Source organism: Paraburkholderia lebeckiae, from assembly GCF_050436225.1.
GTDB lineage: Bacteria > Pseudomonadota > Gammaproteobacteria > Burkholderiales > Burkholderiaceae > Paraburkholderia > Paraburkholderia tuberum.
Map to the genome: position 1 here is coordinate 2532084 of NZ_JBNDLU010000002.1, position 21307 is coordinate 2553390.

At 63.0% G+C, this 21307-nt stretch carries 18 protein-coding genes, 2 tRNA genes, 1 rRNA gene and 1 pseudogene; 12 read left to right on the forward strand and 10 right to left on the reverse strand.

Annotation, left to right across the window (positions count from 1 at the left end; genetic code table 11):
• Window positions 1–270 precede the first annotated feature (270 nt).
• The 4 genes from OKW45_RS26230 to OKW45_RS26245 all read right to left on the reverse strand — a co-directional run bounded on the left by OKW45_RS26230 (window position 271) and on the right by OKW45_RS26245 (window position 3673).
• Window positions 271–346, reverse strand: a tRNA-Ala gene (locus tag OKW45_RS26230).
• A gap of 53 nt (window positions 347–399) precedes the next feature.
• Window positions 400–476 (reverse strand) — tRNA-Ile (locus OKW45_RS26235).
• A 79-nt stretch (window positions 477–555) separates the two neighbouring features.
• Window positions 556–2088, reverse strand: a 16S ribosomal RNA gene (locus OKW45_RS26240).
• Window positions 2089–2557: 469 nt separating this feature from the next.
• Entirely contained in the window at window positions 2558–3673 is a 1116-nt protein-coding gene (locus OKW45_RS26245) for an AI-2E family transporter (protein ID WP_018420047.1), read from the reverse strand.
• Between the two features lie 271 nt (window positions 3674–3944).
• Here OKW45_RS26245 and OKW45_RS26250 point away from each other — a divergent pair, with 271 nt between their 5' ends.
• The 4 genes from OKW45_RS26250 (at window position 3945) to OKW45_RS26265 (ending at window position 7842) form a co-directional block, all read left to right on the forward strand.
• Window positions 3945–5159 carry a DUF2863 family protein gene (locus OKW45_RS26250; RefSeq protein WP_018420046.1) on the forward strand — a complete coding sequence of 405 codons (1215 nt, stop codon included), beginning with the start codon at window positions 3945–3947 and terminating at the stop codon, window positions 5157–5159.
• Window positions 5160–5373: 214 nt separating this feature from the next.
• Window positions 5374–6255 carry a response regulator transcription factor gene (locus OKW45_RS26255; protein WP_018420045.1) on the forward strand — a complete coding sequence of 294 codons (882 nt, stop codon included), beginning with the start codon at window positions 5374–5376 and terminating at the stop codon, window positions 6253–6255.
• 120 nt (window positions 6256–6375) lie between these two features.
• On the forward strand, window positions 6376–7050 hold the full coding sequence (locus tag OKW45_RS26260) for an energy-coupling factor ABC transporter permease (protein ID WP_018420044.1): 675 nt from the start codon (window positions 6376–6378) through the stop codon (window positions 7048–7050).
• 174 nt (window positions 7051–7224) lie between these two features.
• On the forward strand, window positions 7225–7842 hold the full coding sequence (locus OKW45_RS26265) for a BspC domain-containing protein (RefSeq protein WP_018420043.1): 618 nt from the start codon (window positions 7225–7227) through the stop codon (window positions 7840–7842).
• 111 nt (window positions 7843–7953) lie between these two features.
• Here OKW45_RS26265 and OKW45_RS26270 read toward each other — a convergent pair whose 3' ends face one another.
• Both OKW45_RS26270 and yaaA read right to left on the reverse strand, forming a co-directional pair.
• The gene (locus OKW45_RS26270) at window positions 7954–9120 is read right to left on the reverse strand and encodes a M14 family metallopeptidase (protein WP_429471982.1); all 1167 of its coding nucleotides are present in this window, start codon (window positions 9118–9120) and stop codon (window positions 7954–7956) included.
• 51 nt (window positions 9121–9171) lie between these two features.
• The gene (yaaA, locus tag OKW45_RS26275; RefSeq protein WP_429471984.1) at window positions 9172–9954 is read right to left on the reverse strand and encodes a peroxide stress protein YaaA; all 783 of its coding nucleotides are present in this window, start codon (window positions 9952–9954) and stop codon (window positions 9172–9174) included.
• A gap of 57 nt (window positions 9955–10011) precedes the next feature.
• On the opposite strand from yaaA, the gene OKW45_RS26280 reads away from it, so the two are divergent.
• Window positions 10012–10518 carry a putative toxin-antitoxin system toxin component, PIN family gene (locus OKW45_RS26280; protein ID WP_026225706.1) on the forward strand — a complete coding sequence of 169 codons (507 nt, stop codon included), beginning with the start codon at window positions 10012–10014 and terminating at the stop codon, window positions 10516–10518.
• A 186-nt stretch (window positions 10519–10704) separates the two neighbouring features.
• On the forward strand, window positions 10705–11877 hold the full coding sequence (locus OKW45_RS26285) for a pyridoxal phosphate-dependent aminotransferase (protein ID WP_018420039.1): 1173 nt from the start codon (window positions 10705–10707) through the stop codon (window positions 11875–11877).
• 109 nt (window positions 11878–11986) lie between these two features.
• Here the strand turns inward: OKW45_RS26285 and OKW45_RS26290 are convergent, their stop codons facing one another.
• On the reverse strand, window positions 11987–12634 hold the full coding sequence (locus OKW45_RS26290; protein WP_429471986.1) for a glutathione S-transferase family protein: 648 nt from the start codon (window positions 12632–12634) through the stop codon (window positions 11987–11989).
• Window positions 12635–12761: 127 nt separating this feature from the next.
• On the opposite strand from OKW45_RS26290, the pseudogene OKW45_RS26295 reads away from it, so the two are divergent.
• The 6 genes and pseudogenes from OKW45_RS26295 to OKW45_RS26320 all read left to right on the forward strand — a co-directional run bounded on the left by OKW45_RS26295 (window position 12762) and on the right by OKW45_RS26320 (window position 19115).
• Window positions 12762–14319 (forward strand): annotated as a pseudogene (locus tag OKW45_RS26295) (3-hydroxyacyl-CoA dehydrogenase).
• On the forward strand, window positions 14316–15104 hold the full coding sequence (locus OKW45_RS26300; protein WP_429471989.1) for an oxepin-CoA hydrolase, alternative type: 789 nt from the start codon (window positions 14316–14318) through the stop codon (window positions 15102–15104). The pseudogene OKW45_RS26295 and the gene OKW45_RS26300 overlap by 4 nt, the downstream one beginning before the upstream one ends.
• 21 nt (window positions 15105–15125) lie before the next feature.
• On the forward strand, window positions 15126–15842 hold the full coding sequence (locus OKW45_RS26305) for a histidine phosphatase family protein (protein ID WP_018420035.1): 717 nt from the start codon (window positions 15126–15128) through the stop codon (window positions 15840–15842).
• Between the two features lie 20 nt (window positions 15843–15862).
• Entirely contained in the window at window positions 15863–16969 is a 1107-nt protein-coding gene (locus tag OKW45_RS26310; protein ID WP_429471991.1) for a phosphotransferase, read from the forward strand.
• 57 nt (window positions 16970–17026) lie between these two features.
• A complete protein-coding gene (locus OKW45_RS26315; protein ID WP_018420033.1) occupies window positions 17027–18286 on the forward strand; it encodes an acyl-CoA dehydrogenase family protein in 1260 nt (419 codons plus the stop codon).
• A gap of 127 nt (window positions 18287–18413) precedes the next feature.
• Window positions 18414–19115, forward strand: coding sequence for a glutathione binding-like protein (locus OKW45_RS26320; RefSeq protein ID WP_429471994.1), 702 nt, complete (start codon window positions 18414–18416; stop codon window positions 19113–19115).
• 98 nt (window positions 19116–19213) lie between these two features.
• Here the strand turns inward: OKW45_RS26320 and OKW45_RS26325 are convergent, their stop codons facing one another.
• Genes OKW45_RS26325 through OKW45_RS26335 form a run of 3 tightly spaced genes read right to left on the reverse strand, consistent with a single transcriptional unit; the run spans window position 19214 to window position 21306 of the window.
• Entirely contained in the window at window positions 19214–19690 is a 477-nt protein-coding gene (locus OKW45_RS26325; protein WP_429471996.1) for a MaoC family dehydratase, read from the reverse strand.
• Window positions 19687–20145 carry a MaoC family dehydratase gene (locus OKW45_RS26330; RefSeq protein ID WP_018420030.1) on the reverse strand — a complete coding sequence of 153 codons (459 nt, stop codon included), beginning with the start codon at window positions 20143–20145 and terminating at the stop codon, window positions 19687–19689. The genes OKW45_RS26325 and OKW45_RS26330 overlap by 4 nt, the downstream gene beginning before the upstream one ends.
• Before the next feature lie 33 nt (window positions 20146–20178).
• Complete coding sequence (locus tag OKW45_RS26335; RefSeq protein ID WP_429471998.1) at window positions 20179–21306, reverse strand: acyl-CoA dehydrogenase family protein; 1128 nt, start codon at window positions 21304–21306, stop codon at window positions 20179–20181.
• Between the last annotated feature and the right edge of the window lies 1 nt (window position 21307).

Sequence of the window (21307 nt, forward strand, 5' to 3'; positions counted from 1 at the left end):
GACGCACTCGCTACAGGTTGAGTATTCGTGTTGCGCCGTATTCCAAAGCGATCTCTCGATCACCTTTAAAATACATCGATACAATCACAACCCTGATTCACCTACTCACACACCCATCTCCAGGCATGCTTTCGTGAATCTCTTTACTACTTCTTCCTGATTGTTAAAGAACGACAGCCGGTATGAAGCCTCTGCCTCATACCGCCCTGACTGGCTCAATCGCCAATGCGCAACGCTCTGCCTGCAGGCAGAACACTGCGCATTGAGGATTGGTGGAGGATGACGGGATCGAACCGACGACCCCCTGCTTGCAAAGCAGGTGCTCTCCCAGCTGAGCTAATCCCCCAGTCCCACAGCCATTCCAGCGGCCCCAGCCCTTCAGCTCACCCGACACGACACTGGTGGGTCTGGATGGATTCGAACCATCGACCCCCGCCTTATCAAGACGGTGCTCTAACCGGCTGAGCTACAGACCCCTGCTGTCTGTCTGCGTTGCTGCCATTAACCACAGCCGATAAGCGTGAGCACTTGAGTGCAATGAATGCATAGCTCTGGAAAGGAGGTGATCCAGCCGCACCTTCCGATACGGCTACCTTGTTACGACTTCACCCCAGTCATGAATCCTACCGTGGTGACCGTCCTCCTTGCGGTTAGACTAGCCACTTCTGGTAAAACCCACTCCCATGGTGTGACGGGCGGTGTGTACAAGACCCGGGAACGTATTCACCGCGGCATGCTGATCCGCGATTACTAGCGATTCCAGCTTCACGCACCCGAGTTGCAGAGTGCGATCCGGACTACGATCGGTTTTCTGGGATTGGCTCCACCTCGCGGCTTGGCAACCCTCTGTTCCGACCATTGTATGACGTGTGAAGCCCTACCCATAAGGGCCATGAGGACTTGACGTCATCCCCACCTTCCTCCGGTTTGTCACCGGCAGTCTCCCTGGAGTGCTCTTGCGTAGCAACTAGGGACAAGGGTTGCGCTCGTTGCGGGACTTAACCCAACATCTCACGACACGAGCTGACGACAGCCATGCAGCACCTGTGTTATGGCTCCCTTTCGGGCACTCCCGCCTCTCGGCAGGATTCCATACATGTCAAGGGTAGGTAAGGTTTTTCGCGTTGCATCGAATTAATCCACATCATCCACCGCTTGTGCGGGTCCCCGTCAATTCCTTTGAGTTTTAATCTTGCGACCGTACTCCCCAGGCGGTCAACTTCACGCGTTAGCTACGTTACCAAGCCAATGAAGGCCCGACAACCAGTTGACATCGTTTAGGGCGTGGACTACCAGGGTATCTAATCCTGTTTGCTCCCCACGCTTTCGTGCATGAGCGTCAGTATTGGCCCAGGGGGCTGCCTTCGCCATCGGTGTTCCTCCACATCTCTACGCATTTCACTGCTACACGTGGAATTCCACCCCCCTCTGCCATACTCCAGCGCTGCAGTCACCAATGCAGTTCCCAGGTTAAGCCCGGGGATTTCACATCGGTCTTACAGCACCGCCTGCGCACGCTTTACGCCCAGTAATTCCGATTAACGCTCGCACCCTACGTATTACCGCGGCTGCTGGCACGTAGTTAGCCGGTGCTTATTCTTCCGGTACCGTCATCCCTCACGGATATTAGCCACGAGGTTTTCTTTCCGGACAAAAGTGCTTTACAACCCGAAGGCCTTCTTCACACACGCGGCATTGCTGGATCAGGCTTGCGCCCATTGTCCAAAATTCCCCACTGCTGCCTCCCGTAGGAGTCTGGGCCGTGTCTCAGTCCCAGTGTGGCTGGTCGTCCTCTCAGACCAGCTACAGATCGTCGGCTTGGTAGGCCTTTACCCCACCAACTACCTAATCTGCCATCGGCCGCCCCTTGAGCGCGAGGTCCCGAAAGATCCCCCGCTTTCCTCTCCCGAGCGTATGCGGTATTAATCCGGCTTTCGCCGGGCTATCCCCCACTCCAGGACACGTTCCGATGTATTACTCACCCGTTCGCCACTCGCCACCAGACCGGAGTCCGTGCTGCCGTTCGACTTGCATGTGTAAGGCATGCCGCCAGCGTTCAATCTGAGCCAGGATCAAACTCTTCAGTTCAAACCTGTTACTGTTTTCGGGCTCTCTCGAACCCGGTCGCTCACTCAACGTACTGACGATGATCAGTCCGCCTTCCGACAGACAAACCTTCCTCTAATACTGTGTGAGGCTGCTGATACTTCTGCCTGGCAGCAGACTCCGGAGAATCCGCCGCCGCATTCCGCATCAAGCGCCCACACTTATCGGCTGTTAGTTTTTAAAGATCGGTCCGCCAAAACCCGCCGCGCCTGAACCACTCCTGCCCGGCACTGCTTCGTTTGCGTCGCTGCGTCTGCAGCAGAGAAACGGGATTATGGAGAACTTCCGCCGGATCGTCAACAGGTTTTATCACCCGCTTAACCTGCCCACCCCGCTGAAACCCTCGCCATCAAAGGCTTCCCGCTTCTCCGCACCCCGGCGTCCGGAGCACGAAAGAGCAGAATTCTAGTCGCCGCAGCCAGAACTTGCAAGCGCAATCCTAGGGTTTTCCTTAGGGGGTCTTTTCCATACGGCCCGGATCGTCTATCGCTGGTGTTTTCACTTCGGGCGCCAGCGTCTGGGCGGCGGATGCGCCGATCGTCCAATCATGCAGCACGGTATAAGCGACCGCCAGCAACGTTGGGCCGATGAAAACACCAAGAAAACCAAACGCAAACGCGCCCCCGAGGATGCCGAGCATCACCAGAATCAACGGCATGTCACTGTTCTTGCCAATCAGGATCGGCTTGATGACGTTGTCGGCCATGCCGACTACCAGCAGGCCCCATATGACCACAAAAATCGCCCATCCAGTCGACCCGCCCTGATACAGCCAGATCGCTGCCGGCAACCAGACAATGACCGGACCGCCCGGCACCACCGACAGAAAAAACGTCACGAGCCCGAGCAGCGCCGGCGCCGGTACGCCCGCCATCCAGAAACCGAATCCCGCGAGAACCGCCTGTACGAGGGCCGTACCAAGAATCCCGTAGACCACCCCCTTCACCGTGCTGCCCGCCAGCGCCAGCAGATACTCGGCGCGCTCACCGGCTACCCGACGCATGCCGGCGTTCAGCCAGGCGGCCGCCCCCTCGCCACCGGTATAAAAGAAGAACGCGAGCACGATGCTCAACGCCAGCAGCCCCAGCCCATGCGTCACCGCAAGCGCCGCCGCCAGAATCCACTTCCCAGCCGGCGCGGCGAGCGTGCGCAATTGCGCGATCAACTCGGAATTGCTGCTGGTCAAGCGCTCCCAAAAGGCCTCGATGCTCGAACCAACCAGCGGGATCCGCTGCACCCACGGCGGCAGATCGGGCAACCCCGACTCGAAAAGTCTTTGCACCAGCGCAACGATGTCGTGAACATGCGCGCCGAACGCGAAACCTGCATAGACGAACGGCCCGAGCACCACGACCAGAATAATCAGCACGATCAAGGTCGCGGCCAGCTTGCGCCGCCCGCCGACCACGCCAGTGAGTCGCCGGTAGAGTCCCCAGGAACTGTAGCTGAGGATGGCGCCCCACAGCAGCGCGGTCGTAAAGGGCGCCAGTACCAGCAACGACCCACCCACGAGCACAATCAATGCGAATACCGCAGCAAGTCGCTCGATCAGTTGGTCAGATTTCACGATGGATCTCCTGTTGCGCCAGACCGTGGCAATGACATGACGCACGCCCGTCAGGCGCCCGCTGGACGCCGTCAGTATAGAAGCGAGTCGGGCGTCCGGGGTGTCTTATACCATCCGGCCAGGCTGTTGCGAGTCGCTTGCGACTGTGCCGGTGGCGACCGCATTTTTGAGATGAAAGGGCTCAAATTGCCCGGAGATTGCTGACCAATACATATAGCTGCCTGGAAAAGACTACAATATAAGGTTCCGTGCCCCCATTTTTTCTGGATTTATGCGCTCGCGAATCGCCAAACGTCTCCCTCCCGACGCCGACAAGCTCGTCGGTCTCTCGCTCGCGCTTTTCGCGTCGGGCAGCCGTACCGAAGATCGCTTCTGGGAAGCGAAGCTCGACGCGCTGCTGACCAAGGTCGTGCGCAACGCCAACCAGACTACGCTGGACGCCGCGCTCGACCATCTGCAGCAAAACCATCCGGATGCCTACGGCGCGCTGGCCGACATGGCGGAAACGCACAGCGAATCGTTCGTGATCGAACATGAAGGCGTGTCTTATGAAGCGCTGCTGATCGCCGCGCCCGTGCTCGCCTGGACCCGCTACGTGATTCCGTCCGGTCCGCTCAAGTCCGACGCCGCCGACGCCCTGCGCGCACACTTGCAAGCGCACGTGCTCGCCGCCAACACGCGCGTGGCAATGGCTCCGTTCCTGTACAGCATCGACCAGTTGCCGCGCCATCACGTCGAAACGTGGCGCATCGCCCAGCAACTTGCGCAAGCCGCGGTCAGCGGCGGCAACGCGAAGCTCAATTTCGGCGAATTGCCGGAGACCTCGCCGATTCTGGCGGACCCGCGCTTTCTGCTCGCCGTAGTCGCCGCGCCCGTCGGCGACGCGACGTTCCGCTGGCAGGAAGAAGAGCACGGCACTCGCATCGAGCGCGGCCAATGTCTCGAGCAATGGGCCAAGCAAGGCGGCGCGAATCTGTCGGTCGTGCTGCCGGGCTGCGAATTCGAATGTCTGCTGCCGGATGCGTACTACTCGGCGTGCCGCGACGCCGATGAAAGTGTGCGTCCGCACACCGTGCGTACCGCCGTGCGTTATCTTTTCGACACTATTGGCGCGGCGCCGCAGGATCTGCGCGCGGTGGTCGCCGGCTTCGGCGAACGGCGCATCGACGAGTACCGCGTCGGCTTCACGCGCAAGGGGAGCAACGATGTGATCTACGGTGTCGTGTGGCCACTCTACGGCCGCGAAAACGGCGAGGCGGGCATCGACGAGGAGCCGGAGGAAATCACCGGCTCGGACGAACCGCTCGAGGAAATCGTCGCGCTGCTCAAGGAAACTGGCATCACGGATGTGCGCCGCCACGCGGGCCGCTTCGAGCCGGAATATTGCGACGACTGCGGCGTGCCGCTGTATGCGGACCCGCTCGGCGAAATCGTCCACGCGGAAATGCCCGAAGACGCCGAGCCCGCGCAACCCCATTTCCATTGACACCGAAGTCGAAATCACGGCCTTATCGCAAAAAAAGCCCCGTATGTACGGGGCTTTTTTGTTGATTGTCCGCATTTCTTATGCCTTTTGGACAGCCGTCAAAACGGACGGAATTTGTCATCATAGGCACGGTGACGCATCGCCGTGATCGAGTCAGCTCCACGAGTCCCACAGATGCGTCGCGCCATTTCGCCCGATACATCTGGAGACATGCATGCGCTTCGCGATTCTCAATTCAAACGCAGAACGACGTGATGGACTCAAAGCCTTGCTGCGGCAGATCGACCGGCTGGCGCGCTTCACAGAAGCCGATGAATGGCGTCTGCTCGAACGTCCGTTCAAGCGTTATCGGCCTGATCTCGTCGTGATCGACTGGGAGGACTGGATGTCGGTTGCGCAGGTGCGCGCGTTGCTCAGCCACTTTCCGGACCTGCGCATCAGCGTGCTCACCGACGGGACTTTGCCCGCGCTCGTGCGCGCGCTGATGGACGAAGGTGTGCTCGGCGTTGTTCCACGCGACACCGATCCCTGCCTGATCGTGCGCGCATTGGAAATGGTGCTGCTCGGAGGTCACTACGTGCCGCCCGGCGCGCTGGCGATCGATCCGCCGCTGCCGACCGACACCGCGATCCGTACGTTCGACGAAGAAAGTCCGCCGCCCCGCCGCAACAAACTCTCGGGCGGGCTGTCACCGCGGCAGGAGCAGATCATGCGCTGCGTGCACATGGGCAGCACCAACAAGATGATCGCGCGCACGCTCGGCATTAGCGAAGGTACGGTCAAGATCCACCTGACGAGCATATTCCAGCAACTTGGTGCGCCCAATCGCGCCGCCGCGGTCGCGCTTTACAACGGATGGCTCACGAATCATTTGCAAGTGCTGCGCAACAACGGCGAGCACAGCGCTCGGCCGGTCATACGCGGGCAGCCTGGCCCGGTTCCGCTCCGGCGCCGCACACGTGCGCACTTCCAGTATTCGTTGCCGGGCAGCGACACCAGCAGCGCGCTACCGATGGCCGCGGAGCCCGCCACGTCGTACGGTGAGGCCCCAGACGGCCGGCCCGCGCCGAAGTCGGTCGGGCCGGGTTCCACATGACGCGAGGCGCGGGGCACGCCGCGCGCATGGGTTGGAACGTCCGCATCCGCGCAGCGTCGAGGGTGGGCTGGCATGGAATCCGCTCACACCTTTTGTCGTCCAACGAGTAATATGAGACACATGGGTTTCCTCTACACACCGCTTCCGTTTTGGGTCGCTGTCGGTGGCTGGATTGCCACTGCGATGGTGATCGCGCTCGCGCTGTGGAAAAAACCTTTCAAAAGACTTCAGGACGGCACGCTCCAGCATGTCTGGCTCGCGATAATCGTCGCGGTGTCGGTGCTGTGGGCGAGCAACGCTTGGCTCGACGACGGCACCGTGATGCACCTGCTCGGCGCCACGCTCGTTGTCACGCTGTTCGACTGGGGGCTCGCCCTGATCGCGATGGCCGTGGTCGCGGGGCTGGCCGCCGTCGTCTTCGATGCGCCGTGGCAGGGCATCGCGCTGACGTTCCTCGTATACGGAGCCCTGCCCGTCGCCATCTCGACCTTGCTCCAGCGCATCTGCACCGCGTGGCTACCGCGCAATCTTTTCATGTTCATCTTCGGCCAGGGCTTCGTTTCGCCCGCCATTGCCGTGTCGTTGACGGCCGCGGCAGCGCTCGGCATCCATGTCATGGTGTCTGGCGGTTCGATGGCCGTGGTGCCGATCGGCTACCCGCTCAGCGTGCTGCTGCTCGCCACCGGCGAAGCATGGTTCACTGGCATGGCGACCGCGCTGATCGCGGTCTACCGTCCCGCATGGGTGACCACCTACGACGTGCGGCGCTATCGTCTGGGCGGCCCGCGCATCTGAGGATGCGCGCTTTGACGTCGCGTGCGGCGCATCTGTGATAATCAGCGCCTCGTCACCGGAGACTTTCCGGGCGCCTCCATCAGGACAGGGCAGAATATTTGCAGCAACATTGAACTCAACCCTTGCGCGGGGCATCTTATTTGCCTCATCTCCCATTTGCGTCTAAAGAACTAGATGGATCGCACCAATGTACCGAGCCGGTTGCTGCGGGTGATCGGCCGGTTGGCAGCCTGCGCAGCGAGTCTCTCCCTCATCTGCGCGGCTCCCGCATTCGCTGATCAGCTCGAACAGCACAATGACCTCGTCAAAAGATTTATCACCGAAATGCACGCGGATCCGCTCGTCGCGGACTGCGCCGCGCATGGCGACTTCGTCGCGAGCACGTCGACCGCTTTCGACCACGTCGAATTCCCGTCCAGTTCGTTCGACAGTGCGCACTCGTCGGTCACGCCATGGAACGACTCGTTCGACGAAGGCAAGCAGCGCGTCAAGGTGGACAGCATCGTCACCGTCGAGGGCGTCGGCGTGCGCCAGGACAACTCGGGCGAGCCGGCCGATCTGAAATTTCGCTGTGGCTACGTCGGCTCGCAGATGCTCGCGTTCAGCTGGAACGATCCAGTACCGCCAAACCGCGCGCATAGCGCGGGATCGGGCAAGCACAAAGGCGGCAAAGGCAAGCACGCGGTCGGCGGCAAGACGTCGAAGAAGTCGTCGAAGACAGGCTCCGGCCAATCGTCGCGCACGACGTCGAGCAAATCGGCAAACAAGAGCTCGAAGAAGAAGAGCCAATGACATCTGGCGCCGATCGGGCCGCGCCACCGTCCGGTCAGTCGCCCCAATAAAAAACGAGGCGCGCACTTTTGCCGTGCGTGCCTCGTTTTTTGTGTCCATCCGCCCGCTTCTTCAGGCGAATGTCTCCAGGTGTCGCAGGATCGCTTGCAACATCGCGGCGCCAAGCGATGCGCTGCGCTCGCCGTTCCAGCCGACCCGCTCGTCGGGCAGATTTGCGTTGTCCTTGAATGGCATTTCCAACGTCAACGACAGACAGCCGAATTCATTGCCGATGTACTTCGACGCGAGCTTCAACGCATCCTCGCGATACTTGCTCGCCGCATAGCCATACTTGTCCTGAAAATCCGGACTCGCGTGCGTGAACGCCTCGATGAACGCCTTCTGCTCGCGCCCCTGCCGCTCGGTGAAGCCCGGCAACATTTCGGAGCCCGCGACGAACACATACGGCAATGCCTCGTCGCCATGAATATCGAAGAACAGGTCGCAGCCTATCGCATGAATCGCGTCGCGCACCACCAGCACCTCGGGACTGCGCGCGGCGTCCGGCTCCATCCATTCGCGATTCAGGTTCGCGCCGGCCGCGTTGGTGCGCAGATTGCCGCGCACGCTGCCGTCCGGATTCATGTTCGGCACGATGTGAAACACCGCATGATCGTACAGCTTGCGCGCGACCGGGTCGCCCGCCCAATCGCCCCAACCGACGAGGCGCTTCACGAACCCCTCGATGAACCATTCGGCCATCGTCTCGCCCGGATGCTGCCGGGCAATCAGCCAGATGTTCTTTTTGGGCGCGGCGTTGGCGGCATCGTTGGCTGGCGGGGTGCCGAGCGTGAGCAGCGAAATCGGTCGCCCTTCGACTGTCTTGCCGAGCTCGGTCAGCGACGCGTGCGGCATCTGCTGCACGGCGCCGAGAAACTCGGCATGACGCTCCTCGCTGTACGGTTCGAAGTACGCGTAGTAGATGCTGTCGAAATCGGGCGTATGGTCGATCGTCAGCACGCGGCCGTCGTACGACGTCGGCACGCGAAACCAGTTCACGCGGTCATAGCTCGCGACCGCCCGATAGTCGCGCCAGCCCTCCGCGAACGCGCACGCGGCGGCGTTCTCGAAGGTCATCACGCAGCGCTCGCCCGCCGCGCCCGACAGGCGGAAATAGAACCACTGCGCGAACTCGGCGTGGCTGTCGGGCCGTACGCGCAGGCGAATATTGCCGGCGTCCTCGCAGGACAACACATCAACTGCGCCTGCGTCGAAATTGCTCGTAATAGATAACGTCATCGGAGTCTTCCCTGCCTGAATTCACGCTGCCTTTTTAGCGCAGCGGCACGCTTATTCCGCAACGCGGCGGCGAAATACGAAAGTGGAGTCGTTCGAGGCTTCGGCACTGAACGCGTAGCCTTCGGTCTCGAAGTCCTTCAACTGCTCGGGACGATCGAGGCGATTTTCCACCGCGAAGCGCGCCATCAAGCCGCGCGCGCGTTTTGCATGGAAGCTGATGATCTTGTAGCGGCCGCCCTTCCAGTCCTCGAACACCGGCGTGACGACCGGCGCGTCGAGCAGCTTCGGCTTGACCGACTTGAAGTATTCGCCCGATGCGCAATTGACCAGCACGCGCGAGGTGGCCGCATTCTTCTTCAACTGCGCGTTCAACGCGTGCGTGATCCGCTCGCCCCAGAACGCGTACAGGTCCTTGCCGCGCGGGTTGGCGAAACGCGTGCCCATTTCGAGCCGGTACGGCTGCAGCAGATCGAGCGGACGCAGCAGGCCGTAGAGGCCCGACAGCACCCGCACGTGATTCTGCGCATAGTCCAGATCGGCCGACGACAACGTCTTCGCATCGAAACCTTCGTACACGTCGCCGTTGAAAGCGAGCACCGCCTGCTTGGCGTTGTGCGTGCCGAATTGCGGCGACCAATCCGCGTAACGCTGAAAATTGAGGTGCGCGAGCTGATCGGAAATGCTCATCAGCGAAGCGATCTGTTGCGGCGACAAACGGCGCAGGCCGCTGATCAGTTCGGCGGCGTCATCGACGAAATCGGGGATCGTGTGCTTTTTGACGTGCGGCGGGGTGTCGTAGTCGAGCGATTTCGCCGGCGACAGAACGATTATCATAGAGGCTTGCAGGCACGCCGTGCCTGGCGGTCAAAGACGAAAGCCCGATTGTAACGAATGCCCGGTTCCCTCGCCTCAAGCGGCGCGTTGCGCGTCGTACTCGATTCCAATGTCTGGATCGACATACTCGTATTCGACGACCCGCACACGCGGCCGATCGCCGCCGCGCTCGAAAGCGGCGCGCTCGCCGCGCTGATCGACGCGCGCTGCCTCGCCGAACTCACCTACGTGCTCGACTATCCGCAGTTCGCGCACCGCAATGTCGACAAAGCCGCTGCGCTCGCGGTCGTCGCGCGGCTGGCGCAACTGGTCGAGCCGTGTGAGCCGACCGAGTCCGCCGCCGACGCGCGGCCGCTGCCCCAATGCAAGGATCGCGACGATCAGAAGTTTCTCGAGCTTGCGCATGCGGCGCGGGCCGACTGGCTCGTATCGAAAGACCGTGCGGTGCTGAAGCTCGCGAAACGGATCGCGCGCGACTTCGGCTTCAGGATCGCGCAACCGGCACCGTTCGTCGCGGAAATCGGCATCGCGCAGAATGCTGGGGGCGAGCCCGTCAACGCGTGAATCCGACCGTCCGTGCGGCGCGTTGAGCCGAGCGCACGTTGACGGTTGATCGTCAGGCGGCTTCTGACGATCAACGTGAAACCCGCGGCGCGCACAGCGTGTCGCGATTCCCTACAATCAGGCTTCGCCCTTCGCAACGACAGTTCGAGAATCGGCCCACCTTATCGCCCTGCTACCCACGACGCCATGAACGCACCGCACGACACGCCCACGAGCCCCACGTTTCCGTCTCGCCTGCCGAACGTCGGCACGACGATTTTCACCGTGATGAGCGCGCTCGCCGCGGAAAAAGGCGCGGTGAATCTGGGTCAGGGCTTTCCCGACTTCGCCTGCGATCCGCGCATCGTCGACGCGGTCGCGAACGCGATGCGCGATGGCCACAACCAGTATCCGCCGATGGCCGGTGTGCTGCCGCTGCGTCAGGCGATTTCGGACAAGATCGCGAATCTGTACGGCCGCCACTACGACGCCAATAGCGAAATCACCGTGACCGCGGGGGCCACTCAGGCGTTGCTGACCGCGATTCTTTGCACCGTCCATCCCGGCGACGAAGTCATCGTGATCGAACCGACCTACGACAGCTATCTGCCGTCGATCGAACTCGCGGGCGGCAAGCCGGTCTTCGTCACGCTCGACGCACCCGACTACGCGATCCGGTTCGACAAGCTCGCCGCCGCGATCACGCCGAAGACGCGGCTCATCATGATCAACACGCCGCACAATCCGACCGGCACCGTGTGGCGCGAACAGGACATGCGCAAGCTCGAGGAGATCGTGCGCGGCACCAACGTGCTGATCCTGTCCGACGAGGTGTACGAGCACATGGTCTACGACGGCGCGCCGCATGAGAGCGTCGCGCGTTATCCGGAACTCGCGCAGCGCAGCTTCGTCGTGTCGAGCTTCGGCAAGACCTACCACGTGACGGGCTGGAAAGTCGGCTATGTGGCCGCGCCCGCCGCGCTGACCGCCGAGTTCCGCAAGGTGCACCAGTTCAACGTGTTCACCGTCAACACACCGATGCAGATCGGCCTCGCCGATTACATGAAGGACCCGGCGCCGTACGTGGAGCTACCGGCGTTCTATCAGCGCAAGCGCGATTTCTTCCACGCGGGCCTCGCGAATTCGCGCTTCAGGCTCCTGCCGTGCACGGGCACGTATTTTCAGTGCGTCGACTATTCGGCGATCAGCGACCTGCCCGAAGCCGAATTCGCGCAATGGCTGACCGGCGAAATCGGCGTCGCGGCGATTCCGGTCTCGGCGTTCTACCACGAGGCGCACGAGTCGGGCGTGGTGCGCTTCTGCTTCGCCAAGCAGGAAGGCACGCTCGCTACCGCGCTCGAACGGCTCGCGCGGCTCTAGGATGCCTTGCGCGATGCCACGAACGAACCCACGTTACTTGCCATCGCGCTGCGCGGCACGGGTGTGCGCTTCGCACCCATGCGCGCTTCATGGCACTGCGCTCATTCCCTCAGGACGCACGCGACGCCGCGACACAGGCCTTGCGATCCTCCGTCACGCGCCGCGCAGCCGGCCGCGGGTCGATCGTCTTCACGTAGCGCTTCCAGTCGATCCCCGCTTCGAGCAGAAAATCGCGGCCGTAAATGGTCTGTGTCGCCATACCGACGAGCGGCAGGTTCACGTAGCCGGCGGTATCCGCCACGCTGAATTGCTCGCCGCACAGATACGGCGAGAACTTCGCGATCCGTTTGAAACCGGCGACGTGATGCGTGAGCAGCTTCTCGACGCGCCCTTTCGTCGCGTCGCTGACGGTGCCGCCGAAAAACGCTTCCTTGTACAGATTGCGCACCGTCAGTTCGAGATGTACATCGACAAGGAAGATCATTTCGCGTTCCTTGGCGGCCTGCCACGGATCGGCGGAGAAGATCCGCTTGTCGGGAAAACGCGCAGCCAGATATTCGACGATGCACTGCGACTCGCAGAGGTCGCCGTGCTCGGTTTGCAGATATGGCACCTTGCCGAGCGGCGAATGCTCGAGCAGCGCTTCTTCCTGACTCGGCTTCACGAACTGCTCCTCGAACTCGATACCATGTTCGAGCAGCACGAACTTGACCTTGTTGTAGTAGTTGGACAGCGCAAAACCGCTCAGCTTGATCATCGGGTGTCTCCTTGTGTCATGGTGCGTGACACCGCGCGTCGAGGTTGAAGCAGCGGCTTTCCATCGAATCATCCAAGGAATTGCACGATCGTGCTATTCTAAAATAACCATGGAGTCGGGCATCACAATGAACTCTCGCAATTTCAGCATAGAGACCATCGGCATCGTCGGCACCGGTGCGATGGGCCGCGGTATCGCGCAGATCGCGGCGCTCGCTGGCCTGCGCGTGCGGCTCTACGACACCAACGCGGCCGCCGTCGGCGCCGCGCGCGACTATCTCGCGGAGACTTTCGCCAAATTGACGGCCAAAGGCAAGCTGGAGCAGTCGCGCTCGCTCGCCGCGCTCGCCAACGTGAGCGGCGTGCAGGCGATCAGCGAACTGGTCGGCTGCGATCTCGTCATCGAGGCGATCGTCGAAAAGCTCGAGGTGAAGCAGGCGCTGTTTCGCGAGCTCGAAACCGTGGTCAGCGGCCGCTGCATCCTCGCGTCGAATACGTCGTCGCTGTCGATCACCGCGATTGCCGCGGGCTGCACCGATCCGTCGCGCGTGGTCGGCTATCACTTCTTCAATCCAGTGCCACTGATGAAGGTCGTCGAAGTGATCGACGGCCTGCGAAGCGACCCCGAAGCCGGCGACGCGCTGATGGATCTCGCGCGCCGCATGGGCCACACGCCGGTGCGCGCGAAGGACATGCCGGGCTTCATCGTCAATCACGCGGGCCGCGGCATGAATACCGAGGGCTTGCGCGTGGCGGGCGAAGGCGTCGCGAGCTTTGCGGACATCGACCGCATCATGCGCGAGCAGGCCGGCTTTCGCCTCGGGCCGTTCGAGCTGCTGGACCTGACCGCGCTCGACGTGTCGCATCCGGTGATGGAGTCGATCTATCACCAGTTCTACGAAGAACCGCGTTACACGCCGTCGCCGATCACGGCCACGCGGCTATCGGGCGGACTGCTCGGCCGCAAGAGCGGTGAAGGTTTCTATCGCTACGTGGATGGCAAACAGCAGGTGCCCGCCGAAGCGCCCGCGCCGACCACGCTGCCGCAAAGCGTGTGGGTCAGCCAACGCTACCGCGACGCGTATGAGGCCGTCGTGCAACTGGTCGGCAAAGCCGGCGCGAAGCTCGACGAAGGCGCGACGCCCGCCACTGGTTCGCTGATCGTCGTCACACCGTTCGGCCACGACGCGAGTACGGCCGCGGTAGACGAAGCGCTCGACGCGAGTCGCGTCGTCGCGGTCGATGCCCTGTTCCCGCTCGTCGGCGCGCAACGCCGCACGCTGATGACCACGCCGGCCACGACACGCGCCGCGCGCGATAGCGCGCATGCGCTGTTCGCTGCCGACGGCATCCCCGTCACCGTGATCCGCGATTCGACCGGCTTCGTCGCGCAGCGGGTGGTCGCGACGATCGTCAACATCGGCTGCGACATCGCGCAGAAGCAGATCGCGACGCCCGAGGACATCGACCTCGCCGTCATGCTCGGCCTCGGCTATCCGCGCGGACGCGCTCGCGCTCGGCGACGCGCTCGGCGCAAACACCATTCTCACGATCCTGCGCAACATGCACAGCGTGCTCGGCGAGCCGCGCTACCGTCCGTCGCCGTGGCTCGCAAGACGCGCGCAACTCGGCCTGTCGCTCACGCAACGCGACGCCGCCGACATCCCAACGGAGACCCAATCATGAGCGCCGCCCTGCTCGCTTCACGCCCGGCCAGCAGCGAATCCACGTTTGTCCTCACGCTGTCGAACCCCGGTGCGCGCAACGCGCTGCATCCGGACATGTACGCCGCGGGCATCGAAGCATTCGATACCGTCGAGCGCGATCCGTCGATTCGCGCCGTCGTGATCACCGGTGCCGACAACTTCTTTTGCGCGGGCGGCAATCTGAACCGCCTGCTCGAAAATCGCGCGAAAGATCCCTCCGTGCAAGCCGATAGCATCGACATGCTCGCTCAATGGATTTCGGCACTGCGGCTATCGTCGAAGCCGGTCATTGCCGCGGTGGAAGGCGCGGCGGCCGGCGCCGGATTTTCGCTCGCGCTCGCCTGCGATCTGATCGTCGCCGCGGACAGCGCCAAATTCGCGATGTCGTACGCACGCGTCGGCCTGACGCCCGACGGCGGCGGCTCGTGGTTTCTCGCCGAGGCGCTGCCGCGCCAGCTGGCCACCGAGGTACTGATCGAAGCCAAGCCGATCGGCGCCGCGCGCCTGCACGAACTCGGCGTCGTCAACCGGCTCGCCAAGGCCGGCACCGCGCTCGATAGCGCGCTCGCGTGGGCCGACGAGCTCGGCGCGATTTCGCCCAATTCGGTCGCGCGCATCAAAGGGCTGATCGCCGCGGCCGGCACGCAGCCGCTCGCGGATCATCTGGTCGCCGAGCGCGATAACTTCGTCGCGTCGCTGCATCATCGCGACGGTCTCGAAGGCATCACCGCGTTCCTCGAAAAACGCGCACCCATCTACAAATAAACGACGAGAGAGCCGCCCGACATGCCCGACTACCAACTGCCGAAACGTCGCCGCATCTTCCTGATGCGTCACGGCGACGTCACCTACTTCGACGACTCCGGCCGCGCGATCGATCCTGATACCGTGCCGCTGAACGCGAACGGCCGCGAGCAGGCGAGCGCGGCGGGCCGCGTGTTCGCCGGGCAGCAGGTACGCTTTGACCGCGTGATCGTCAGCGGCTTGCCGCGCACGATAGAAACCGCGCGGTGCGTGCTTGCCGAAACGGGTCAGCAGATCGAGCCCGAAATCGAGCCCGCGTGGCAAGAAATTCGCGGCGGACGGCTCGGCGGCATTCCGCCGAGCGATATCGAGGCGGCGTTTCTCGGCGTGTTCGACGGCATCGTGCCGGAGAGCATGCGCTTTCTCGACGGCGAAACGATCGGCGAGCTGTTCGATCGCGTGCTGCCGGCCGTCACGGCGCTGCGCGAAGACACGTCGTGGGACACCGCGTTGCTGGTGCTGCACGGCGGCGTCAATCGCGCGATCCTGTCGCACGCGCTGACGGCCGGCGGACGCACATTCTTCGGTCATCTGTCGCAGGCGACCGGCTGCATCAACGCGCTCGATGTCGGCGCCGCGCCGCGCGACTGGGTGCTGCGCATGCTCAACTATTCACCGCCGTCGCCGTTGCATCGCGACGTTCGCAACACCACCATGGAAATGCTCTACGCACAATTCATCCGATACCAGCGTAGCTGACACCGAACTGGAGGAGACACATGGCGCAAGCCACGCAGACCGGCGAACCCGCACGCAGACAGGACTACTCGGCTTTCGAGGGCACCCGCCCGGTCAACGAGCGGCAACGCTTCGACAACGACGCGCTCGCCGCGTGGCTGGCCGGACATGTCGACGGATTCGAGGGGCCGCTCACGCTCGAGCAATTCGCGGGCGGACAATCCAATCCCACGTTCAAGCTGATCACGCCGTCGCGCGCGTACGTGATGCGCGCGAAGCCCGGGCCCGCGGCGAAGCTGCTGCCGTCCGCGCATGCGATCGAACGCGAATATCGCGTGATGCACGCGCTCGCCGACACCGACGTGCCGGTCGCACACATGCTCGCGCTGTGCGAGGACGAAAGCGTGATCGGTCGCGCGTTCTACGTGATGGAGTTCGTGGAAGGTCGCGTGCTGTGGGATCAATCGCTGCCCGGCATGACGTCCACCGAGCGTGCGGCGATCTACGACGAAATGAATCGCGTGATCGCGGCGTTGCACAGTGTCGACGTCGCCGCCGCCGGCCTCGCCGACTACGGTAAGCCGGGCAATTACTTCGCGCGCCAGATCGGCCGCTGGAGCAAGCAGTATCTGGCGTCCGAGACCGAGCCGATCGACGCGATGCACCGGCTGATCGAATGGCTGCCACAGCATATGCCCGCCAAAACGAACGAGCGCGTGTCGGTCGTGCACGGCGACTACCGGCTCGACAACCTGATTTTCGATCGCAACGAGCCGCGCGTGCTTGCGGTGCTCGACTGGGAACTGTCGACGCTCGGCGATCCGCTCGCCGACTTTGCTTACCACTGCATGGCGTGGCATGTCGACCCCGCGCAGTTCCGCGGCATCGCGGGACTCGATTGGGCCGCGCTCGGCATTCCCGATGAAGCGCGGTACGTCGAGCGCTATTGCCAACGCACCGGTTTCGAGATTCGTGGCGACTGGAATTTCTATCTGGCCTACAACATGTTCCGCATCGCAGCGATCCTGCAAGGGATCATGAAGCGCGTCGTCGACGGTACCGCATCGAGCGCGCAGGCGCTCGACGCCGGCCGGCGCGCGAAGCCGATGGCCGAACTCGCCTGGCACTATGCGCAGAAGGTTCTCTAGACACAAGGGCGCGCCCTGCTCCCCATCATTCGCAGTCCGTTACCCGCGAGGTCCAAGATGAATTTCGATTACACCCCGAAGGTCCAGGCGTTGCGCGAAAAACTGCTCGCCTTTTTCGACGAGCACATTTACCCGAACGAACAGGCGTTCTATGCGGAGATCGCGCGCAACCGCCAGAACGGCAACGCATGGGTGCCGACCGAACTGGTCGAGCAACTCAAGCAGAAGGCGCGCGACGCAGGTCTGTGGAATCTGTTCCTGCCGCAATCGGAGCGCGGCGCGGGCCTGACGAATCTCGAATACGCGCCGCTGTGCGAGATCATGGGCCGCGTGCCGTGGGCGCCGGAAGTGTTCAACTGCAACGCGCCGGACACCGGCAACATGGAGACGATCGAGCGCTACGGCAGCGAAGAGAACAAGCGCGAGTGGCTCGAACCGCTGCTGCAAGGGCAGATCCGTTCGGCGTTTCTGATGACGGAGCCGGAGGTCGCGTCGTCGGATGCGACGAACATCCAGACTAGCATCGTGCGCGATGGCGACCATTACGTGATCAACGGCCACAAGTGGTGGTCGTCGGGCGCGGGCGATCCGCGCTGCAAGGTCTATATCGTGATGGGCAAGACCGATCCCGACGCACCGCGCCATCAGCAGCAGTCGATGATCCTCGTGCCCGCCGACGCCACCGGCATCACCGTGCATCGCCCGCTCACGGTGTTCGGTTACGACGACGCGCCGCACGGTCACATGGAGATCACACTCGACAACGTGCGCGTGCCCGCCACCAACATGCTGCTCGGCGAAGGCCGCGGGTTCGAGATCGCGCAAGGCCGTCTCGGCCCGGGACGCATCCACCACTGCATGCGCCTGATCGGTCTCGCCGAACGCGCGCTCGAATTGATGGCCAAGCGCTCGCTGCAACGTGTCGCGTTCGGCAAGCCAGTTGCGTCGCACGGGGTCACGCAGGAGCGTCTTGCCGAGGCGCGCTGCATGATCGAGCAGGCGCGTCTGCTCACGCTGAAGACCGCGTACATGATGGACACCGTCGGCAACAAGGGCGCGCGCGGCGAGATCGCGATGATCAAGGTGGTCGCGCCGAACATGGCGTGTCAGGTGATCGATTGGGCGATTCAGGCGCATGGCGGCGGCGGCGTCAGCGACGATTTTCCGCTCGCGTATGCCTATGCCTCGGCGCGCACGCTGCGTTTCGCCGACGGCCCCGACGAAGTGCATCGCAACGCGATCGCCAAGCTCGAACTTGCGCGTCATATGGATGCGGGCGCGGCGGCTCGCGTTGAGACGCCGGTCACACGCGTTTGAGTGCTTCGGCTCGGTGTGAGCGTGGAGCCTGAGCCCGCGGCAAGCAGCGTCGCGCGATCTATGCTCTAATTTTCGGCAACGGCGGCGCCCTCTTTGCGGCGCCGCTTCGACGAACAAAGGAGCCAGGATGATCGACGTCTATAGCTGGGCGACCCCGAACGGCCATAAGATTCATATCATGCTCGAGGAAACGGGCCTACCCTACAACGTGCATGCCGTGAACATCGGTGCCGGCGATCAGTTCAAGCCGGAATTTCTCGCCATCAGTCCCAACAACAAGATTCCCGCGATCGTCGATTCCGAAGGTCCGAAAGGCGCCGACGGCCGGCCCTTCGCGCTATTCGAATCGGGCGCGATCCTGATTTATCTGACCGAGAAAACCGGCAAGTTTCTACCGAGCGATCCGGCCGCGCGCTACGCGGCACTGCAATGGCTGATGTTCCAGATGGGCGGCCTCGGTCCGATGCTGGGGCAAACGCATCACTTCCGCGTGTATGCACCCGAGCAGATCGAATACGCGGTCAATCGCTACACCAATGAGGCGCGACGTCTGTACGGCGTGATGGACACGCAACTCGGCAAGACGCGTTACCTGGCCGGCAACGACTATACGATCGCGGACATCGCCGCGTTTCCGTGGACACGTTCGTGGAAAAATCAGGGGATCGAGCTCGATACGTTGCCGAACGTGAAGCGCTGGCATGAAGAGATCGCTGCGCGGCCGGCGGTGGTGCGCGGCGTCGACGTGCTGGCGTCGGCGCGCGCGCCGCTGATGGACGACAAGGCGAAAGAGATCCTGTTTGGCGCGACGCAGTACGCGAAACACTAGTTTCGGTCGTCTCGCTGACGCGGCTCGACACAAACAGAAAGCGCGCGCGGCATGCCTGCCGGCTCGCGCTTTTTCATTTCGTCTGCGAAGGGAAAACGCTAGAAGTAATGCCGCGTGATGAACTCCGCGACGCACACCGGTCGTTCGCTGCCCTGACGCTCCAGCGTCACGTTCCACGCGAGTTGCACGCCGCTGTTGTCGAGGTCGGTCACCGCCTCGACGGCGAACTTCCCACGCAGCGACGACCCCACGAGTACCGGCGACATGAAACGCACGCGGTTCAAGCCATAGTTGACACCCATGCGCTGCTCGATCTTCACCGTTTTGCCGAGCAAAGCCGGAATCAGCGACAGCGTCAAAAACCCATGCGCGACCGGGCCGCCAAACGGCGATTCGCGTTTGGCCCGCTCGGGATCGATGTGAATCCACTGATGATCGCCGGTTGCCTCGGCGAAACGGTTCACCCTCTCCTGATCGACGCTCAGCCATTCGCTGACGAGCGGCTCGGCGCCGATGAGCGCGCGCAAAGCACCCGCGTTGTCGAAAGCGACTAGCGTCGCCGCGCTCGCCGTCATGCCGCCGCTCCCGGATTGCGCAGGCCGAACATGCCGTTCGAGCGCACCGTGATCACCGTTTCGCCGTGCTGATTGATGCCCTCCCAGCGTGTCGACACGATGCCGCGATCCGGCTTGCTCTGCGACACGCGCTTGTCGACGATGACGTTCATCATCGTGATCGTATCGCCGACTCGTACCGGCTTGAGCCAGCGGATCTCGTCGATCCCGGGCGAACCCATCGATGTCGAATCCGCCAGTACCTTGCGCACGAGCATGCCCATCATTACCGAGCAGGTGTGCCAACCACTCGCGACGAGGCCGCGGAACGGCGATTCGGCCGCGGCGGCTTCGTCGAGATGAAACGGCTGCGGATCGAACTTCTGCGCGAACTCGACAATTTCCTCGCGCGTGAACACGTGCTTGCCGATTTCGCGGCTCGAGCCCACTTCCATGTCTTCGAAACTGATTTTCATCGTGCACCTCCTTTGTCCGGTGGAACGGCCCGATCAGTCTTCGGCGACGGCAAATCCGGGCAGCGTGGCAAACCGCGCGAGATGATGATCGACGTCGCCGAGCGTGGTCTCGATGATCGCGAGGCGCTTGAACAGATGTGCGGCCGCCACTTCGTTCGTGACACCCATGCCGCCGTGCAACTGCACCGCCTGTTGACCGACGAAACGCGCGGCCTGGCCGATCCGAACTTTTGCCGCGGAGATCGCTTGACGGCGCTCGTTCGCGTCTTCACTCGCGTAGCGCATCGCGGCCAGATACGTGATCGAACGCGCCTGCTCCGCGTGGATCAGCATCTCGACCATGCGATGCTGCAACGCCTGGAAACGCGCGATCGGCTGGCCGAACTGCTGGCGTGTTTTGGTGTACTCGACGGTGGCGTGATTGAGCGCGTCGAGCGCGCCGATCGCTTCTGCGCACAGCAGCAGCGTGCCGTAGTCGGCGACCTGCTCGAGGGTTGCCGCCCCCGCGTGTTTGCCGGCGAGCCGGCGCGCGGGCGTGCCATTGAATTCGAGCGTCGCGGCGCGTTGACCGTCGATCGTGCGGTACTCGGTGAGCGTGACGCCGGCCGCGTCACGCGCGACGACAAAGAGTGCGATTTCGCCATCGAGGCGCGCCGGCACGATCCAGTGGTCCGCCTGCGCGCCGTGCAGCACGACCGATTTGGTGCCGCTCAGCGTGTGCTGCGCACCCTGCCCGCTCGCGGTCGTCGCGACTTCGAACAGGTCGTAGCGCGCATGCGGCTCGTGAAACGCCACGGCCAGCCTGGCTTCGCCCCGGGCCGCCCGTTCGAGCAACGCGGCATCTTCGCCGTCGCCGGTGCCGGCAAGGCGCAACGCTTCGATGCCGACCGCGGTCGCCCAAAACGGCTCGACGACGAGCGCGCGGCCGAGCTCCGCCATGACTAGAAGCATGTCGATCGGACCACCGTTGAAGCCGCCCTGAGTTTCGGGCACCGGCAACGCGGTCAGCCCCAGTTCGGTGAACGCGGCCCAGTGCACAGCCGATACGCCCGCCTCCGAGCGCACGATCTGCTGGCGCGCTTCGAAGCCGTAGCTCTTGTCGAGATAGCGGCGCAGCGCATCGGCAAATTGCTGTTGTTCGTCGTTGAAAGTGAAGTCCATG

Bases quoted from the DNA above. Each gene is read 5' to 3' on its own strand.
- OKW45_RS26260 (WP_018420044.1), top strand. From the start codon at position 6,376: ATGGGTTTCCTCTACACACCGCTTCCGTTTTGGGTCGCTGTCGGTGGC.
- OKW45_RS26325 (WP_429471996.1), bottom strand. From the start codon at position 19,690: ATGACGGCGAGCGCGGCGACGCTAGTCGCTTTCGACAACGCGGGTGCT.
- OKW45_RS26250 (WP_018420046.1), top strand. From the start codon at position 3,945: ATGCGCTCGCGAATCGCCAAACGTCTCCCTCCCGACGCCGACAAGCTC.
- OKW45_RS26255 (WP_018420045.1), top strand. From the start codon at position 5,374: ATGCGCTTCGCGATTCTCAATTCAAACGCAGAACGACGTGATGGACTC.
- yaaA (WP_429471984.1), bottom strand. From the start codon at position 9,954: ATGATAATCGTTCTGTCGCCGGCGAAATCGCTCGACTACGACACCCCG.
- OKW45_RS26320 (WP_429471994.1), top strand. From the start codon at position 18,414: ATGATCGACGTCTATAGCTGGGCGACCCCGAACGGCCATAAGATTCAT.
- OKW45_RS26305 (WP_018420035.1), top strand. From the start codon at position 15,126: ATGCCCGACTACCAACTGCCGAAACGTCGCCGCATCTTCCTGATGCGT.
- OKW45_RS26310 (WP_429471991.1), top strand. From the start codon at position 15,863: ATGGCGCAAGCCACGCAGACCGGCGAACCCGCACGCAGACAGGACTAC.
- OKW45_RS26280 (WP_026225706.1), top strand. From the start codon at position 10,012: ATGCCCGGTTCCCTCGCCTCAAGCGGCGCGTTGCGCGTCGTACTCGAT.
- OKW45_RS26330 (WP_018420030.1), bottom strand. From the start codon at position 20,145: ATGAAAATCAGTTTCGAAGACATGGAAGTGGGCTCGAGCCGCGAAATC.
- OKW45_RS26285 (WP_018420039.1), top strand. From the start codon at position 10,705: ATGAACGCACCGCACGACACGCCCACGAGCCCCACGTTTCCGTCTCGC.
- OKW45_RS26270 (WP_429471982.1), bottom strand. From the start codon at position 9,120: ATGACGTTATCTATTACGAGCAATTTCGACGCAGGCGCAGTTGATGTG.
- OKW45_RS26265 (WP_018420043.1), top strand. From the start codon at position 7,225: ATGGATCGCACCAATGTACCGAGCCGGTTGCTGCGGGTGATCGGCCGG.
- OKW45_RS26300 (WP_429471989.1), top strand. From the start codon at position 14,316: ATGAGCGCCGCCCTGCTCGCTTCACGCCCGGCCAGCAGCGAATCCACG.
- OKW45_RS26315 (WP_018420033.1), top strand. From the start codon at position 17,027: ATGAATTTCGATTACACCCCGAAGGTCCAGGCGTTGCGCGAAAAACTG.
- OKW45_RS26335 (WP_429471998.1), bottom strand. From the start codon at position 21,306: ATGGACTTCACTTTCAACGACGAACAACAGCAATTTGCCGATGCGCTG.
- OKW45_RS26290 (WP_429471986.1), bottom strand. From the start codon at position 12,634: ATGATCAAGCTGAGCGGTTTTGCGCTGTCCAACTACTACAACAAGGTC.